The organism is Ruegeria lacuscaerulensis (assembly GCF_013034745.1).
GTDB lineage: Bacteria > Pseudomonadota > Alphaproteobacteria > Rhodobacterales > Rhodobacteraceae > Ruegeria > Ruegeria lacuscaerulensis_B.
Genome location: NZ_WQGP01000001.1, coordinates 626,373 through 642,678, shown reverse-complemented (window position 1 = coordinate 642,678; position 16,306 = coordinate 626,373). Strand labels below are relative to the sequence as shown.

Sequence of the window (16,306 nt, the reverse complement as noted above, 5' to 3'; positions counted from 1 at the left end):
ACCCCCATAACGAAGACAACAACCCAAACAACCAAGGACCGATGGAACCCTCTGCTTCTATGATCGACGGCGCATTCTGGTTTACGACCGGCGCCATTTTGCTTTTACTTGTCCTTTCAGGATTTTTTTCAGGTTCCGAAACAGCATTGACCGCCTCGTCGCGCGGCAAGTTGCGGGCGCAAGCCGACAAAGGCTCGCGCGGGGCGCAGAAGGCGCTGGATATCACCGATGACAATGAACGTCTGATCGGCTCGGTCCTACTGGGCAATAACCTCGTGAACATCCTCGCGGCCTCACTGGCGACGGCGCTGTTTACCAAGCTGTTCGGCGAAAGCGGCGTAGCGCTTGCGACACTGGTGATGACCTTGCTGGTGCTTATCTTCGCCGAGGTACTGCCCAAAACCTATGCCATCACCAATGCCGAGAAAGCCGCCGCGCTGGTCGCCCCGATCATCAGCGTAGTGGTGACCGTCTTTTCCCCGGTCGTGGCCGCCGTCCGACTTTTGGTGCGGGGTGTTCTGCGGCTATTTGGGGTACAGATCGACCCAGACAGCAACATCCTTGCCGTGCGGGAAGAGATCGCCGGTGCGCTGCAACTGGGTCATTCGGAAGGCGTGGTAGAAAAGGAAGACCGCGATCGTATTCTGGGCGCACTGGATCTGGCGGACCGTGCAGTCGAGGAAATCATGCTGCACCGTTCGAATATCGAGATGATCGACGCCGACGACGCGCCCGAGGCAATCTTGCAGCAGTGTCTGAAAAGCCCTCATACCCGCCTGCCCGTCTTTCGGGACGAGCCCGAGAACATCGTGGGTGTCGTTCATGCCAAAGACCTGTTCCGCGCCATGTACGCACATGCCGGCGACAGTGAAAGCGAAGCCAACCGGCTGGAAAGCTTCGATATCTCGAAGGTGGCCAATGATCCGTATTTCGTGCCAGAAACCACCACTCTGGACGATCAAATGCGGGAATTCCTGCGGATGCACAGTCATTTTGCGTTGGTGGTGGACGAATATGGCTCGCTGCGGGGGTTGATCACTCTGGAAGATATTCTTGAGGAGATCGTGGGCGAGATCGCCGATGAGTTCGACATTGATGAGGACGTCCCCGTCACCCGAACCGAAGATGGTCAGTACCTTGTTGAAGGAGCGATGACGATCCGGGATGTGAACCGCGCGATGGAATGGACCCTGCCTGACGACGAGGCCAATACCGTGGCTGGTCTGGTCATCCACGAGGCGCAGATGATCCCCATAGTGGGTCAGGTATTCTCGTTCCACGGTTTCCGGTTCGAAGTTACCGCCCGTGAAGGTAACCGCATCACTGAGTTGAAAATCCGTCCGCTGTAAAAAGTCTCGTGCGACATGTCGCGTCGGAAACGGAACAGTCAGCCCCGGTCTGCCCTTGCACGCTTTGGCCAGATACAAAGCGGAGGCACGGGCATGAAATCGACAACGCGGGTGGCAGTGATTGGTGGCGGTGTTGTCGGATGTTCGGTTCTATACCACCTGACCAAGCTGGGTTGGTCAGACGTGGTGCTGCTGGAACGTTCTGAGCTGACCAGCGGGTCCACCTGGCACGCGGCGGGCGGGTTTCACACGCTGAACGGCGACACCAACATGGCCGCTTTGCAGGGCTATACGATCCGCCTTTACAAGGAACTGGAAGAGATCACCGGCATGTCCTGCGGGTTGCACCATGTGGGCGGGGTAACGCTGGCCGACAATCAGGACCGGTTCGACATGCTGTTGGCCGAGCGCGCCAAACACCGGTTCATGGGGCTAGAGACAGAGATCATTGGCCCTGACGAGATCAAGAAAATCGCACCCATCACCAATACCGATGGCATCCTTGGCGCGCTCTATGACCCGCTGGATGGACACTTGGACCCATCGGGCACCACCCATGCCTATGCCAAGGCGGCCCGGATGGGCGGGGCCGCCATCGAAACGCATTGCATGGTGCACGAGACCAACCAGCGCCCCGACGGCACTTGGGATGTGGTGACAGACAAGGGCACCATCCACGCCGAACATGTGGTCAACGCAGGTGGCCTATGGGCGCGTGAGGTCGGCGCAATGGCAGGGGTCTATTTCCCGCTGCACCCGATGGAGCATCAGTATCTGGTCACCGACGCGATCCCTCAGATCGAGGCCATCATCGACGCAGGCGGAGAGCATCCGCATGTGATGGATCCTGCTGGAGAGAGCTACCTGCGGCAGGAAGGCCGGGGCTTGTGCATCGGCTTTTACGAACAACCCTGCAAGCCCTGGGCCGTGGACGGAACCCCGTGGGAGTTCGGGCACGAGTTGCTGCCCGACGACTATGACAAGATCACCGACAGTATTGAATTCGCCTATCGCCGCTTTCCGGTTCTGGCCGAAGCCGGAGTGAAATCGGTGATCCATGGTCCGTTCACTTTTGCGCCGGATGGGAACCCTCTGGTCGGGCCAGTGCCGGGGCTGCGCAACTATTGGTCGGCCTGCGGAGTGATGGCCGGGTTCAGCCAAGGTGGTGGCGTTGGCCTGACGCTGGCTCAATGGATGATTGAAGGCGAGCCTGAGCGAGACGTCTTTGCTATGGATGTGGCCCGCTTTGGCGACTGGATCAGTCCCGGTTACACCCGCCCCAAGGTGATCGAGAATTACCAAAAACGCTTCAGCGTCGCCTATCCGAACGAAGAACTGCCCGCCGCCCGCCCCAACCGAACCACCCCGATGTATGACATCTTCACCGATCTGGGCGCTGTCTGGGGCCAGCAATACGGGCTGGAGGTCCCCAATTACTTCGCTCAGGGCGATGAACCAGACTATGAGACGCCCTCATTCCGCCGGTCCGATGCCTTCAAAGCCACCGGGCGCGAGGTTCGTGCTGTGCGCACTGCCGTGGGCATCAACGAAGTCCACAATTTCGGTAAGTACCGCATCACAGGTCCCAATGCGCGGGCTTGGCTGGATCGGATCATGGCCGGGCGCATCCCGCAACCGGGTCGCCTGTCGTTGACGCCGATGCTGTCGCCCAAGGGTATGCTGATCGGGGACTTCACTGTCTCTTGCCTGGATGAGACCGAGTTCCGACTGACCGCCTCATACGGGGCGCAGGCGTTCCATATGCGGTGGTTCCTGCAACATCGACAAGACGGCGTGCAGATCGAAAATATCAGCGACCGGCTGAATGGATTCCAGATCGCAGGCCCGAAGGCAGCAGAGGTTCTGGCCGCCTGCACCCGCGATGATGTCTCGGCGCTGCGCTTCATGGATGTGCGCCGCATGACCGTGGGCATGACCGACTGCATCGTCCAACGCGTCAGCTATACCGGTGACCTGGGGTACGAGATCTATTGTGATCCGATGGCGCAGCGGCAGCTGTGGTGCACGCTGTGGCAAGCCGGAGAGCCGATGGGCCTGACCCCCTTCGGCATGCGCGCCATGATGAGCCTACGTCTGGACAAGTTCTTTGGATCATGGATGCGGGAGTATTCTCCCGACTACACACCGGCTGAAACCGGGTTGGATCGGTTCATATCCTTCGCAAAACCCGTCGATTTCATAGGGCGTGCGGCGGTCGAACGTGAGGCGCAAAACGGCCCCTCCCGAAGGCTTGTCGCATTCCAGGTCGATGCCGAGGACGCCGACGTCAACGCCTATGAGCCGATCTGGTTGAACGGCAAGGTGGTCGGGTTCTGCACATCGGGCGGCTATTCCCATTTTGCGGAAAAGTCGATTGCCATGGGGTTCCTGCCCGTCGAACACGCAACAGACGGTCAGGACGTCGAGATCGAGATATTGGGGCAACGCCGCCGCGCGCGGGTGATTTCGACCCCACTTTTTGATACGGATGGCTCGCGAATGCGGGGATGACAGCGGGGCGGAACGCGGCCATCTTAAATAAATGAGTCTCATCCCGATCATCCTTTTGGCCGCCGGGCAATCCAGTCGTATGCGCGGCACGGATAAGCTGATGCAAAACGTCGGAGATACTCCTCTTCTGCGCCGCTCAGCCATGACGGCCCGGCAGGTTGGGCCGGTGATCGTCGCCCTGCCCCCGCTCCCTCATCCGCGCTATCAAGCGCTGGACGGGCTAGACCTGACACTGGTCGAGATCCCGGACGCCGCCGAAGGTATGAATGCCAGCCTACGGGGTGCCATGACCCATCTGCCGGCCGAAGCAACAGCCGCAATGGTCCTGCTTTCGGACCTTCCCGACATCACGGCCGAGGATTTAAACAGTATGGTCAGCTCGGTTACAGAACACCCGAAAAAGTTGATATGGCGCGGCGCAACTAAGGATGGAAAACCCGGTCACCCGGTTATTTTTGACAAATCTCTGTTCGCGGAGCTGCGCCGCCTGACCGGCGATGAAGGTGCGCAAACTGTTGTGCGCGCGCATTCCGACAAGGTGCATCTTCACCCCTTGCCCAATCGGAACGCACTGCTGGACTTGGATACGCCCGAAGATTGGGCGACATGGCGGGCGCGGCACAGCTTGTAAGGCAGGTCCGTAAAACAAACACGGCCCGGTCTTTGCAGACCGGGCCGGTGCCCAAAACAGGACTACCACTTTTCATCAACCCTGAAAGCGCGGCCAAAGCTGCCTATAAGGCACCTCGGCTATCCGCTGCCGAACCTAAACAAGACCCCCTCGTTAACATGCCGCTCAGCGCTTCCAGTGATCGTGACGAACCTTCGGCACCCCCTAGTGCCTTCGGCTTCCCCTCGCTTGGGCCTGATCATCGTCACCGATTGGTTGAGGGCAAACAACGTAAATTTGGAAAGATCGGGTCATTTAGGATGTATCGGAATGGTTTTTCAGCAACATCTCTGAATATTGACTTCTCCCTTAGGTTGCATTCTGCTATTGAAATTTAACGAAAATAGCAGGTTAAATATGCACATTTGACATGTATACCCACCGAAAATCTACGATTATACCTGTGCGACCAATATGTTTTGACACATCTCCACAACCAATAGTCGAACCCCAAGCCAACACCACCTTGGCTTGATCATTTGTTCATCAAATTGAATCAATTCGCGTCTTTTGGAGGATTGGACCGGCAATAGAGGACAATCTCACGATTCGAGCCACGCGATTCGCTCCGTTGACCCGAGTCGTATGACCGACCGGTCGTCATACCACCGTGTCTTTATGGCAAAATTAAGATTTCTTAACCTTTGGCACAGGAAATGATCAGACTGGTGCGCCACCTCCTGACTTAACGCGCGAACGGAACCGCGCGATAAAACAGGAGACCAAAATGAGCATCCGTAAATCCTCTCTTCTCGTGCCGCGCACGTCCGGCTGGATCGGCGTCAGCGTCCTGAGCGCCGCGCTGCTGGCCACCACCGCCCTGCCCTCGAAAGCGGACGAAGCCCTGGCTGACCTGGTTGAGAGCGTGTCACCCTCGGTTGTGACCATTATCGCGGAACAAGAGGCAAAGCCGACACCGGCACAGGGTCAGAACTTTGACTTTGAGGCCCACCCGTTTGGCGAATTCTTCAAACGTTTCGGCACGCCCGAGGGCTTCAACACACCACAGCGCGGACCGGCACAAGGTCTGGGATCCGGTTTCGTGCTGGACGAGGCAGGCTACATCATCACCAATCACCACGTCGTCGATAACGCCACGACCGTCACCGTTCGCCTGTATGACGACCGCACATTCGATGCTGAAATCATCGGCACCGACCCGTTGACAGACATCGCCGTGTTGAAGATTGACGCCGACGCCGGATTGCAGGCCGTTGAACTGGGTGACAGCGACGTGATCCGCGTAGGCGAGGACGTGGTGGCCATCGGCAACCCGTTCGGGCTTAGCTCGACCGTGACCACAGGGATTGTCTCGGCCAAGGGGCGCAACATCTCGCAAGGGCCCTATGCCGAGTTTATCCAGACGGATGCGGCGATCAACAAGGGCAACTCGGGCGGGCCGCTGTTCAACATGGACGGCGAAGTGGTTGGCGTGAACTCGGCTATCTATTCGCCCAGCGGCGGATCTGTGGGTCTGGGCTTTGCGGTAACCTCGAACATTGTCGAGCATATCGCCGCCGACCTGCGCGATGACGGTCAGGTCAGCCGTGGATGGCTGGGTGTCTCGATCCAGAATGTCAGCCCCGAAATTGCCGCAGCCATGGGCATTGACATCTCAACCGGCGCGTTGGTGTCGGATGTGGTCGATGGCAGCCCCGCCGAAGGCGTCTTGCAACAGGGCGATATCATCCTGACCTTCAATGACGAAGCCGTGGACTCCAGCAGTGACCTGCCGCTTCTGGTGGGTACTACCAAGGTTGGCACCGAAAGCACCCTGACGGTGCTGCGGGACGGGACCGAACAGCAGCTGGAACTGACCATCGGCCAGCACCAAAGCGCGGCACTGGACGTTGAAGACCCGGTGGCCGAGGCGACCTCGGGCACCGCACTGGGTGTGACCGTCGCCCCGCTGACCGAAACCACCCGCTCCGAGATCGGTGTGTCCGACTCGGTCAACGGTGTGATCGTGACCGACCTCAAGCCCGACAGCCCTGCTGCAAAAGCGGGCCTGCAACGCGGTGATGTCATCGTCAAACTGGGCAGCCAGGAGACCGACACGCCCGACGCGCTGAAAGCCGCGCTGGACAGCGAAAAGACCGATCCCGCGCTGGTGCTGATCAACCGAGCCGGAAACCAGATCTTCGTGGCGGTGGAAATCGCCTGATCTGTCACCCGCGCGCGCCACGTGATGGGGAATATCTGGCGTGCGCCTCCCCGGCGGTTTGTCTTGTCCGCTCTCTGCCGGGACTGCCGGGTGCGCCGCAACGCACCCGGCACGTATCCCATCAAACCCGGTGCCTTACCCGGAAATTTGTGTTTAAATCCCGCTGGAAAGGAGGTCCGATCATGAGCCGCCGTCTGCTGATCGTCGAAGATGACCAAGATACGCGCGACTTCATCGCCAAAGGTTTTGGCGAAGAAGGCTACGTGGTCGAACAAGCTGCTGATGGCCGCGAGGGGCTATACCATGCCACCGATGGCGGGTTTGATGCCATTGTGCTGGACCGAATGCTGCCGGGGCTGGACGGGTTGTCCCTGATCAGGTCCTTGCGGGCCGCGGGGCTGAAGACACCGGTCCTGATGCTGACCGCCATGAGCGCGGTGGACGAACGCGTCAAAGGTTTGCGTTCGGGGGCGGATGATTACCTGGTAAAACCGTTTTCCTTTCAGGAGTTACATGCCCGTATTGAAGCACTCCTGCGGCGTCCGCAGGAATCCGAGGAAAGCGCCATCCTGACCTGCCGCGATCTTGAAATGGATTTGCTGACCCGCAAAGTCACACGCGATGGGCACGAAGTTACACTGACCCCGCGCGAATTCCAGATTTTGGAATATTTCCTGCGCCGCAAGAACCGCGTGGTGTCACGTACCATGTTGCTGGAAGGGGTATGGGACTATCATTTCGACCCAAATACGAATGTCGTCGATGTCCATATCTCGAAGCTGCGGCGTCAGCTGGACGAAGGCGGTGGGCCGCCGCTGATTGAAACCGTTCGCGGTGCGGGTTACATGATATCTGATGGATAACATACGGCTGTCGTTCAATAATTCACGCACGCGCCTGATATTGGCCAGCATGGTGCTCAGCACATTGTTGACCGCGACGGTTCTGGCATTGGTCTACGTCACCGCCAATCGAAGCATCGAGGGCGAGACGCGTTCGGTCGTATCGGCCGAACTCACCGGATTGGCGGATGAATATGAACGACGCGGGCTGATCGGGCTGCTAACAGCGATTGAACGCCGCCTGCCATCGGCCGCCGAGCGGGATGCGATGTACCTGCTGACAGATCGTTTTGGGGCGACACTAGCCGGAAACCTCAAGCAATGGCCAGCAGACATCGCGGCTGGCAGCGGTTGGGTCGATCTGGAACTGCGCCGTGCGGACAATGACCAACTTGTACCCATCTCAGCGGCCTCAATCCGTCTACCCGGCGGTGAGCGCCTGTTGGTCGGGCGAGACGCGCTGGCGCGGCAGCAGTTTGACCGGGTCCTTTTGCGCACCGTTGGGATCGTCTTGGTCATTGCCCTGGCACTCAGCATCTTGACCGGGTGGCTGTTCACGCGTCTGGTCTTTTCCCGCCTGTCCGACATCGCAAACACTGCCGAGGATATCGTTTCCGGGGATCTGTCTCGCCGAATGCCAATGCGTGGAACCGGGGATGAGTTCGATCAGGTCGCCGGCACGCTGAACTCGATGCTGGACCGGATCGAAGAGTTGATCAGCAACCTGCGCACCACCTCCAACTCAATCGCCCATGACCTCCGATCCCCACTGTCCCGTCTAAAGCAACGCGTCGAGGCGCTATCGGATCCCACCAAAACCGATCAAGACCGCGATATCGACGTAGCCCGCGCAACAACCGAGATCGACCATGTACTGCGCGTTCTGGGCCAATTGACCGAGATTTCCCGCGCCGAAGCCGGCGTGGGGCGGGAACAGTTCGAAACAGTTGAACTTGAACAACTGGTACGAGATGTGGTCGATCTTTACGATCCCGTCGCCGCAGAAGAGAACATTCGTCTGGTAATTGAAGGAACCGCCGCACCGCTGAGCGGGCATAAACCCCTGCTGTCCCAGGCCCTGTCGAACCTGCTTGAAAACGCCTTGCGCTACGCACCGGAACATACTGAAATCACAATCACTTTGACCGATGATGGTAAGGAGACATACCTAAGCGTCCGCGATCGCGGGCCGGGCGTTGCGCCCGAGGATCTTTCACGCCTTCAAGTGCCCTTTGTGACCCTCGATCCAGCCCGGACCGAACGCAATGCAGGACTTGGTCTGGCGCTGGTATCGGCCATCGCGCATATGCACGGTGGAGAATTCCTGCCGCAGGACGCGGCCCCCGGTCTGAAAGCGACGATCAAACTGGCACACCTTTGATCGCCAAGGTCTTGTTCTTATAGCGTTTATCCTCTGTGACTTCCGCGCCGAACCATTCAGGCGGAACAAAGGATTTGGCGTCTGCCTCGGTCTCAAACTCAACCTCGACCATGTGCAACGGCGTCAGGCCACCCTGAAAAACATCCAAGTCAAAAACGCGCCCATCGGACAGCGTTCCAGTGTAACGTTCCTTCTCAACCCGCCGTTCCGTGGTCTCGGGCCAGAAGGTTTCGAACTGCTCGCCCGAGATTTCGGTTTCGCGTTCTACGCGCACTAGTTCTCCGCAACCCTTCAGCGTCAGGAAATAGCGTTCATTCTTTTGCCGCAACCGCAGTTCAGTGGAATCCTCAGGCGCAGTCAAATAGCCCTGGCGGATCACGGCCCGGTCCAGATGCTGCAAGTCTGGAACCGCAGAAACCAGGAATTTCCGTTCGATTTCAGTGCCCATGCCTATGAACCTACATTGCTATCAACGACGGCCAACCTCATCTCTAGTAACTATCGCATATGAGAATAGGCTTTGCCACCGAACCGAGGGGGCTCGCAGGCTGTCATTGGAACAGCCTCCGGAACTGATGTTTGATCTCGGGGTTGTCCAAACCACGGAGATGCGCGATCACACGCTGGCGTTCTGCCTCTTGGCGTTGTTTTAGCACAGTGATCACCCCGCCTGCGGACAGAGCGAGCTGGGCGATTTCGGGCTGTTCGGTTTCAACCTGTCGATCCACCAGTTCCAGCAACGCTTTTTGCTGAACCGAGAAGTCGTTGAATCGGCCTAGATTATCTTGCAGTTTTTTCAGCGGTTTAAGTATGGTATTTAAAGATTTTTGGTTGAACAAAGGACCAAAGAACTCCATTAAATAACGGAGTTTCTTCCCTTCGATCCTTAGGTCATGGACCAAGGTATCGGGCGAATTCGGCATAATCCGACGCGCCCGTCTGCACAGTTTTCGATAGCGTTTCCAGATCATGGTGCAGGCGAAGTCATAAGCTGCAAGCTCTGCGTTCGGGCCGGTCTGTACACTCTTAGGATCGGTGATTTGTCTGCTCAGTTCCAACATACACCGGTTATAGGACACACTTCTGAATTTCTGAGATAGAACTTTCCATGACCTTTTACGCTCTGCCTCAAACTGTGCAAACATGATCTCGGCACCAACATGAAGGTTTTCCGGTATCATGCTGTAATAGTTATTTTTCTCAAGTAGATAGACATCAAGGTCGCGCAACCGGTTGGTCGGGGCCATAAGATCGGAAAACGTTCTCTTCAAGCCCATCGTCTGATGAGGTGAAAAAACTCCTTTGAACAGGCTGAGTACCGAACGGATGCGCCGGAGCGAGACACGGTAGTCATGCAGGAACTCGGTATCGTAATCTGCGATCACACCATTTTCGTTTTGGCGCGCCACCGCCAGATAGGTCCCAATAATCTTGGTCGCCACATCTACAGTGGGTTCTGCTCGAGCGAGGGGGATATCGGGTTTGGCCTGATAACGCGGCGTGTCCGGAGACAGCGCAGTGAAAACCCCAGTTGCGTTTCGTATATCTTTGTTTTTTTCAATCGACTTACGGATATTTTTGAAACTTGAAGATGGCCCGTTCACTTGGCACAAAACCACAATCGTCGCACGTCCATGATCCGAAACAAGATCAACCACCTGGCCTTGAACACGTGTCTTTCGCAAGTCGTCGAGAACCGAGAACTTGCGCACCTTCACAGTTCCAGACGCAATCGGGATCAGTGCCCGAAGCGTGGGAAACTTTGACAATCCTGACCGAACCGCGCCGTTTGGTAGATTTTGAACGAACTGTCCGGCGCCACTGCCCTGCTGCGTCACATGTCGCTTAAAGGAAAACAGATGCAACTTTCCATCAGTTTCAATCAAAAGTTTGCCTTTGGACACAAGAGATTGGTCATGGCAATCTAGGATGTGAAAAAGCCGTTTTGATGACTCGCCGATCGTCAAGTTCCAATGATTCTTGAGCACCCCTTCGATAGCTTTTTCGTCAAACCGACCTGACAAGAAGAACACCGAACTTTCTTTGCCCATCAAAAACCCTCCAGCCGCCCGGATCGCATGTACATCTTGCAGGTAAGCATTTGTTTTTCAGCGATTTCCATAGTCTTGGGCACGAAAGGACCTCATGACGGTATTTGCCCGTGAAATCTTAACTTGGTCCTGCAGGCAAAGGTACTACGACCGGGAGGCATTCACGGTGAAATTCGGATGACAGAGGATACACCGTATCATAAGACTTTTCACATGTCCGATCCCGTCTCATCCATACTCAACCTCGGCCCCGCTTTCGAACAGGCCTGTGCTCGTGCCGGGATACACTCGGCGCAAGGATTGCGGGAATTGGGACCAGATGCGGCCTACACGAAACTATTGCAGTCGGGTTCTCGCCCGCATTTCATCGGGTACTACGTGCTGGTCATGGGCCTTCAGGGGCGTCCATGGAACGATTGCAAAGGCGAGGAGAAGAAGGCGCTGCGCAAACGGTTCGATGCGATCAAGGCCAGTGTCAGCACCGCGCCTGAGATGCAGATCATCGCTGATCTGGATGCGATCGGCGTGCGGGTCTCGGCTGCGGACCTCAAACCCGAATGAAAAAGGCCGCCCCCGGTGACGGGAGCGGCCCTGAATTCTATTGTGGTTAAAGATTAGCCGACCAGTTCAATGCCCGAGAAGAAGTAGGCGATTTCAACCGCTGCGGTCTCAGGTGCGTCGGAACCGTGGACCGAGTTTTCGCCAACCGATTCAGCGAACTCGGCGCGGATGGTGCCGGCGGCCGCGTCTGCGGGGTTGGTTGCGCCCATGACTTCGCGGTTCTTGGCAATGGCGCCTTCGCCTTCCAGAACCTGAACGACGACCGGAGCCGACGACATGAACTCGCACAGCTCGTCATAGAACGGACGCTCGGCGTGAACTTCGTAGAACTTACCGGCTTGTTCCTTGGTCATGTGGATGCGCTTTTGCGCAACGATGCGCAGGCCTGCGTCTTCAAACTTGGCGTTGATCTTGCCAGTCAGGTTGCGGCGGGTTGCATCGGGTTTGATGATCGAGAATGTGCGTTCCAGTGCCATATCGGCCTCTCCTTACAATGTGGCGCGTGGTGTGCGCCGAAATCCATCGCGCGCCGCCTAGCACGGTATGTGGCCCAAGAAAAGTGTTATATGGCGCGGCGCTCAGATCGTGTCCGGCAATGGGTCCAACTGGTCGACCCGCCGAACATAGAGGATGGACAGAAGTCCTGCGAAACTGCTGAGGCACATCATGCCAAGAACGATAAATGGGGCATTCGCGGCAGTAACCAAGGCCCCGGTGGCCATGGTCAGCACGGCCCCCAACGCCACAGTCATCGCGCCAGACAGCCCCGCAGCGCTACCCGCCAATTGCGGACGTACAGACATCAGACCGGCGGTGGCATTGGCGACGGTCAGCCCGTTGCCGAACCCCACCAGAATGGCTGAACCAAAAAAGGTCCAGACGCTGCCGCCCTCGGCTGCGAACACCACAAGACCCACAAGTGGCCCAACCGAGGCAATCACACGCCCAAAAAGAATCATATTATTCAGCCGGGCCCGCGCCGCCAGACGCCCGGTCAGATAGCTGCCCGCCATGAACCCCAGCGTGATGATCCCAATCCCCAACCCTAGTAGCGCGGGGTTCAGATCGAACCACGTTGCTGCAACCAAAGGCGCACCGGTGATAAACGCATAGAACCCTCCAATCGAAAACGCCGCGCAGAAGGAATAGCCCCAAAACCGACGTGAATTGAAAAGCTGCGGATAGAGCCTCATCTGCGCGGCGAAGGTAGCGGTTGTGTTAGTGTTGGTCTCACCCAGATCGACCCATATCAACGCCAAGAGGCCCGCGCCCAGAAGAAGATACAAAATAAACCCGGCGCGCCAGCCGAATAGCATCTCGAGCAGACCGCCCAGCATCGGCCCCAGCATCGGTGCTAGCGCCATAGCCATCGAGACATAACCCAGCTTTGCCGCGGCCTCATTCGGTGGATGCATATCTCGTATCGCGGCGCGGGCCAGCACCTGCCCGGCCACTACGGCACCTTGCAGCATCCGAAACCCTAGAAACACCCAGATCGACTGCGCCAGCGCACAACCGACCGAGGCAATGACGAAGATGACCATACAGATCAGCAATACCGGCCTGCGTCCGAACCGGTCGGACAACGGCCCCATGATCAGTTGCAGGACTGCCGACAGCGCCAGATAACCCGCGATCGACAGGTTCACCAGGCCGTATTCCGCCTCCAGTGCCGCGCCGATACTGGGCAGCGATGGCAGGAACATGTTCAGCGACAGAACCGAAAGCGCCGTCAGCAAAACCAATGTGATCAAGGACGGAGGGGACTGCGCAGGCCGCATCAAACATTCCACTTCATTCAAACATGGCAGCGCTATCACATTGATCCCGTGTTGAACATGCCAAGCCGCTGGCGGCGGCATCATACCTCTGTTAAGAGCGGCCCATGCTACGGATCGAAGACATCAATTACGCCGTTGAAGGCCGCCCCTTGTTCGACGGGGCCAGTGCAACCATCCCCGATGGGCACAAGGTGGGTCTTGTGGGCCGCAACGGCACCGGAAAGACCACTCTGTTCCGCCTGATCCGAGGGGAACTGGCGCTGGAATCGGGCAATATCGTGCTGCCCAAACGCGCGCGGATCGGCGGTGTGGCGCAAGAGGTGCCCTCCTCCGATGTCTCGCTGATCAATACCGTTCTGGCGGCTGATACCGAGCGTAGTTCCCTGATGGCCGAGGCCGACAGCGCCACCGATCCCTCGCGCATTGCCGAGATTCAGACTCGCCTTGCCGATATCGACGCCTGGTCCGCCGAAGCCCGCGCAGCCTCGATCCTGAAGGGCCTGGGGTTTGATGATGAGGATCAGCTGAAACCCTGCTCGGATTTCTCGGGCGGCTGGCGGATGCGGGTTGCGCTGGCAGCGGTGCTTTTTTCGCAGCCCGACCTGCTGCTGCTGGACGAACCGACCAACTATCTGGATCTCGAAGGCGCTCTTTGGCTGGAGAGCTATCTGGCCAAATACCCGCACACGGTCATCATCATCAGCCACGACCGCGGGCTGTTGAACCGCGCGGTGGGGTCGATCCTGCATCTGGAAGATCGCAAGCTGACCTACTACGCGGTGCCTTACGACAAATTCGCCGAACGCCGCGCCGAACGCATTGCTCAGGCGGAATCGGAGAACGCCAAGGCCAAGGCCCGCATTGCCCATCTGCAAAGCTTCGTGGACCGTTTCCGCGCAAAGGCCACTAAGGCCGTGCAGGCCCAGTCGCGTCTGAAGATGATCGAGCGCATACAGCTTGTCTCAACCCCGCAAGAGGCCGCCCTGCGCGCGTTCTCTTTCCCTGAGCCCGAGGAGCTGTCGCCCCCGATCATTCACCTTGAGGGCGGTATCACAGGCTATGGCGGCACCGAAGTGCTGCGCCGTCTGAACCTGCGAATTGATCAGGATGACCGCATCGCCCTGCTGGGCAAGAACGGTCAGGGCAAATCGACTCTGTCGAAACTGCTGTCCGACCGCCTGCCCCTGATGGCGGGGAAAATGACCCGCAGCTCTAAGCTGCGCATCGGCTATTTCGCCCAGCATCAGGTGGATGAGCTGTATGTGGACGAGACTCCTCTGGACCACCTTCGCCGCCTGCGCCCGGATGAGGCACCGGGCAAGTGGCGATCCCGTCTGGCCGGGTTTGGCCTGAATGCCGACCAGGCGGATACAGAGGTCGGGCGTCTGTCGGGCGGCCAGAAAGCACGCCTGTCGCTGCTGCTGGCCACGATCGACGCGCCGCATATGCTGATCCTGGATGAACCGACCAACCATCTGGACATCGAAAGTCGCGAGGCACTGGTCGAGGCGTTGACCGCCTATTCGGGCGCAGTGGTTCTGGTCAGCCACGACATGCACCTGCTGTCGCTGGTTGCGGATCGGCTGTGGCTGGTCTCGGACGGGTCGGTCAAGCCGTTCGAGGGCGATTTGGAGGCCTATCGCGCCCTGCTGCTGGCCCGCGACAAGCCGGTCAAGGAAAAGCCAGCCGTGGCGAAACCCAAACGCCCCTCGCGCGATGCGATGCTGGCCCTGCGCGCCGATCTGCGCAAATGCGAGGACCGGATTGAAAAGCTGACGGATATGCATGACAAACTATCCGCCAAGCTGGCGGACCCGGCGCTGTACGAGGATGATCGGATCAACGATCTGGAAACCTGGAACCGCAAATTCGCCGAGGTGGTTGAAGCGATGCAAAAAGCCGAAGCTCTGTGGGTCGCCGCCGCAGAACGTTTGGAGGAAGCCGAAGCGTCATGACATCCCCCGTGACCGAAACCAAAGCCATGATTGCTGGTATGCGCCCCGCGCTTCAGCCCGGTGAATATGCCTTTGTTGTCTGGCCGTCCGACGCAGAATGGCCAAAGGGCACAAGGGCCAGCTGTATCGAGGCCGAGGGTCTTTCGCTGATCGTTCCCTTCGAGGCAGCACAGACCGGCGCAGTCCCTATGCGCTGCATTACCCTGCAGGTGCATTCCTCGCTGGAAGGTGTGGGCCTCACCGCTGCTGTCTCAAGCGCACTTGCACAAGCCGGCATTCCGGCAAACATGGCCGCGGGGTATCACCATGACCACGTTTACGTTCCCAGCGATCAGGCCGATAAGGCCGTGGCAATCCTGACAGAACTTCAGCGCGGTGCCGCAGAATGATCGACCTGGCCTTCTTCATCACCGCTTTCACCACCTTGTTCGTGGTGATCGACCCGTTCGGCACCACGCCGATCTTCGTGGCTCTGACACAGGATATGGACGCCGCGACACGCCGCAAAACGGCGATCCGCAGTTGCCTGACTGCCGTTTGCATCCTGATCGCCTTTGCCGCGTTTGGTGAGGCCGTGCTTGGCTTTGTCGGAATCTCGATGGAGGCCTTCCGCGTCGCAGGCGGCGCGCTGCTGTTCCTGACCGCGCTCGACATGCTGTTCGACCGCCGCACCAAACGGCGCGAGGACCGGGCCGAGGAAGAGGAACATCCCGACCCGTCTGTGTTCCCGCTGGCCATTCCGCTGATCGCGGGGCCGGGCTCGATTGCCACGATCATCCTGCTGGCGGGGCAGCATCCCGGCGTTCTGGGCATTGTCGAAGCGTGTATCGTCATGCTGGCCGTCATGGCGGTAGTTCTGATCTTTTTCCTGTCAGGCGGCGTGATCGCGCGCATCCTCGGCAAGACCGGGTTGAATGTGCTGACCCGTTTGTTGGGGATGCTGCTGGCGGCGCTGTCGGTTCAATTCATTCTGGACGGCCTCAAGGCCTTTGGATTTGCCTCCTGACCCCCCATATACGTGTCAGGTCAACCCGTTAGGAT

14 protein-coding genes are annotated in these 16,306 nt (G+C 58.3%); 10 read left to right on the top strand and 4 right to left on the bottom strand.

Translation table 11 applies throughout. The features are described 5' to 3' along the window. Positions 1-41: 41 nt before the first annotated feature. From GOV79_RS03150 to GOV79_RS03125, 6 genes are all read left to right on the top strand, one after another. Positions 42-1,349, top strand: a complete 1,308-nt coding sequence (locus GOV79_RS03150) for an HlyC/CorC family transporter (protein WP_170784569.1) — start codon at positions 42-44, stop codon at positions 1,347-1,349. A 93-nt stretch (positions 1,350-1,442) separates the two neighbouring features. After that, positions 1,443-3,860: a GcvT family protein gene (locus GOV79_RS03145; RefSeq protein ID WP_170788561.1), complete on the top strand. Its 2,418-nt coding sequence runs from the start codon at positions 1,443-1,445 to the stop codon at positions 3,858-3,860. Between the two features lie 31 nt (positions 3,861-3,891). Continuing rightward, positions 3,892-4,491: a nucleotidyltransferase family protein gene (locus tag GOV79_RS03140; protein ID WP_170788560.1), complete on the top strand. Its 600-nt coding sequence runs from the start codon at positions 3,892-3,894 to the stop codon at positions 4,489-4,491. Positions 4,492-5,257: 766 nt separating this feature from the next. Continuing rightward, positions 5,258-6,694, top strand: a complete 1,437-nt coding sequence (locus tag GOV79_RS03135) for a DegQ family serine endoprotease (RefSeq protein WP_170788559.1) — start codon at positions 5,258-5,260, stop codon at positions 6,692-6,694. Between the two features lie 182 nt (positions 6,695-6,876). Next, positions 6,877-7,557, top strand: coding sequence for a response regulator transcription factor (locus tag GOV79_RS03130; protein ID WP_170769525.1), 681 nt, complete (start codon positions 6,877-6,879; stop codon positions 7,555-7,557). Next, positions 7,550-8,917 carry a sensor histidine kinase gene (locus GOV79_RS03125; RefSeq protein WP_170784560.1) on the top strand — a complete coding sequence of 456 codons (1,368 nt, stop codon included), beginning with the start codon at positions 7,550-7,552 and terminating at the stop codon, positions 8,915-8,917. Before GOV79_RS03130 ends, GOV79_RS03125 begins: the two co-directional genes overlap by 8 nt. Here the strand turns inward: GOV79_RS03125 and GOV79_RS03120 are convergent. Both GOV79_RS03120 and GOV79_RS03115 read right to left on the bottom strand, forming a co-directional pair. Next, a complete protein-coding gene (locus GOV79_RS03120; protein WP_170788558.1) occupies positions 8,898-9,365 on the bottom strand; it encodes a CYTH domain-containing protein in 468 nt (155 codons plus the stop codon). The genes GOV79_RS03125 and GOV79_RS03120 overlap by 20 nt on opposite strands. Before the next feature lie 103 nt (positions 9,366-9,468). Beyond that, positions 9,469-10,968, bottom strand: coding sequence for a CHAD domain-containing protein (locus tag GOV79_RS03115; protein ID WP_170788557.1), 1,500 nt, complete (start codon positions 10,966-10,968; stop codon positions 9,469-9,471). Between the two features lie 213 nt (positions 10,969-11,181). Here GOV79_RS03115 and GOV79_RS03110 point away from each other — a divergent pair, with 213 nt between their 5' ends. Continuing rightward, positions 11,182-11,529 (top strand): TfoX/Sxy family protein, encoded by a 348-nt coding sequence (locus tag GOV79_RS03110; RefSeq protein ID WP_170788556.1) that lies wholly within the window; start codon positions 11,182-11,184, stop codon positions 11,527-11,529. A 53-nt stretch (positions 11,530-11,582) separates the two neighbouring features. Here GOV79_RS03110 and ndk read toward each other — a convergent pair whose 3' ends face one another. Both ndk and GOV79_RS03100 read right to left on the bottom strand, forming a co-directional pair. After that, positions 11,583-12,005 carry a nucleoside-diphosphate kinase gene (ndk, locus tag GOV79_RS03105; protein WP_170352964.1) on the bottom strand — a complete coding sequence of 141 codons (423 nt, stop codon included), beginning with the start codon at positions 12,003-12,005 and terminating at the stop codon, positions 11,583-11,585. 102 nt (positions 12,006-12,107) lie between these two features. Continuing rightward, positions 12,108-13,310, bottom strand: a complete 1,203-nt coding sequence (locus GOV79_RS03100) for a Bcr/CflA family efflux MFS transporter (protein ID WP_170788555.1) — start codon at positions 13,308-13,310, stop codon at positions 12,108-12,110. A 104-nt stretch (positions 13,311-13,414) separates the two neighbouring features. On the opposite strand from GOV79_RS03100, the gene GOV79_RS03095 reads away from it, so the two are divergent. From GOV79_RS03095 to GOV79_RS03085, 3 genes are read left to right on the top strand one after another with little or no spacing between them, the layout of a single operon-like run. After that, positions 13,415-15,265, top strand: coding sequence for an ABC-F family ATP-binding cassette domain-containing protein (locus GOV79_RS03095; protein WP_170788554.1), 1,851 nt, complete (start codon positions 13,415-13,417; stop codon positions 15,263-15,265). Next, the gene (locus GOV79_RS03090; protein ID WP_170788553.1) at positions 15,262-15,654 is read left to right on the top strand and encodes an ACT domain-containing protein; all 393 of its coding nucleotides are present in this window, start codon (positions 15,262-15,264) and stop codon (positions 15,652-15,654) included. Before GOV79_RS03095 ends, GOV79_RS03090 begins: the two co-directional genes overlap by 4 nt. Beyond that, positions 15,651-16,271, top strand: a complete 621-nt coding sequence (locus GOV79_RS03085) for a MarC family protein (protein ID WP_170769517.1) — start codon at positions 15,651-15,653, stop codon at positions 16,269-16,271. Before GOV79_RS03090 ends, GOV79_RS03085 begins: the two co-directional genes overlap by 4 nt. The last annotated feature ends 35 nt before the right edge of the window (positions 16,272-16,306 follow it).

Coding starts and splice junctions, on each gene's coding strand:
- GOV79_RS03150 (WP_170784569.1), top strand. CDS start 42: ATGGAACCCTCTGCTTCTATGATCGACGGCGCATTCTGGTTTACGACC.
- GOV79_RS03145 (WP_170788561.1), top strand. CDS start 1,443: ATGAAATCGACAACGCGGGTGGCAGTGATTGGTGGCGGTGTTGTCGGA.
- GOV79_RS03140 (WP_170788560.1), top strand. CDS start 3,892: ATGAGTCTCATCCCGATCATCCTTTTGGCCGCCGGGCAATCCAGTCGT.
- GOV79_RS03135 (WP_170788559.1), top strand. CDS start 5,258: ATGAGCATCCGTAAATCCTCTCTTCTCGTGCCGCGCACGTCCGGCTGG.
- GOV79_RS03130 (WP_170769525.1), top strand. CDS start 6,877: ATGAGCCGCCGTCTGCTGATCGTCGAAGATGACCAAGATACGCGCGAC.
- GOV79_RS03125 (WP_170784560.1), top strand. CDS start 7,550: ATGGATAACATACGGCTGTCGTTCAATAATTCACGCACGCGCCTGATA.
- GOV79_RS03120 (WP_170788558.1), bottom strand. CDS start 9,365: ATGGGCACTGAAATCGAACGGAAATTCCTGGTTTCTGCGGTTCCAGAC.
- GOV79_RS03115 (WP_170788557.1), bottom strand. CDS start 10,968: ATGGGCAAAGAAAGTTCGGTGTTCTTCTTGTCAGGTCGGTTTGACGAA.
- GOV79_RS03110 (WP_170788556.1), top strand. CDS start 11,182: ATGTCCGATCCCGTCTCATCCATACTCAACCTCGGCCCCGCTTTCGAA.
- ndk (WP_170352964.1), bottom strand. CDS start 12,005: ATGGCACTGGAACGCACATTCTCGATCATCAAACCCGATGCAACCCGC.
- GOV79_RS03100 (WP_170788555.1), bottom strand. CDS start 13,310: ATGCGGCCTGCGCAGTCCCCTCCGTCCTTGATCACATTGGTTTTGCTG.
- GOV79_RS03095 (WP_170788554.1), top strand. CDS start 13,415: ATGCTACGGATCGAAGACATCAATTACGCCGTTGAAGGCCGCCCCTTG.
- GOV79_RS03090 (WP_170788553.1), top strand. CDS start 15,262: ATGACATCCCCCGTGACCGAAACCAAAGCCATGATTGCTGGTATGCGC.
- GOV79_RS03085 (WP_170769517.1), top strand. CDS start 15,651: ATGATCGACCTGGCCTTCTTCATCACCGCTTTCACCACCTTGTTCGTG.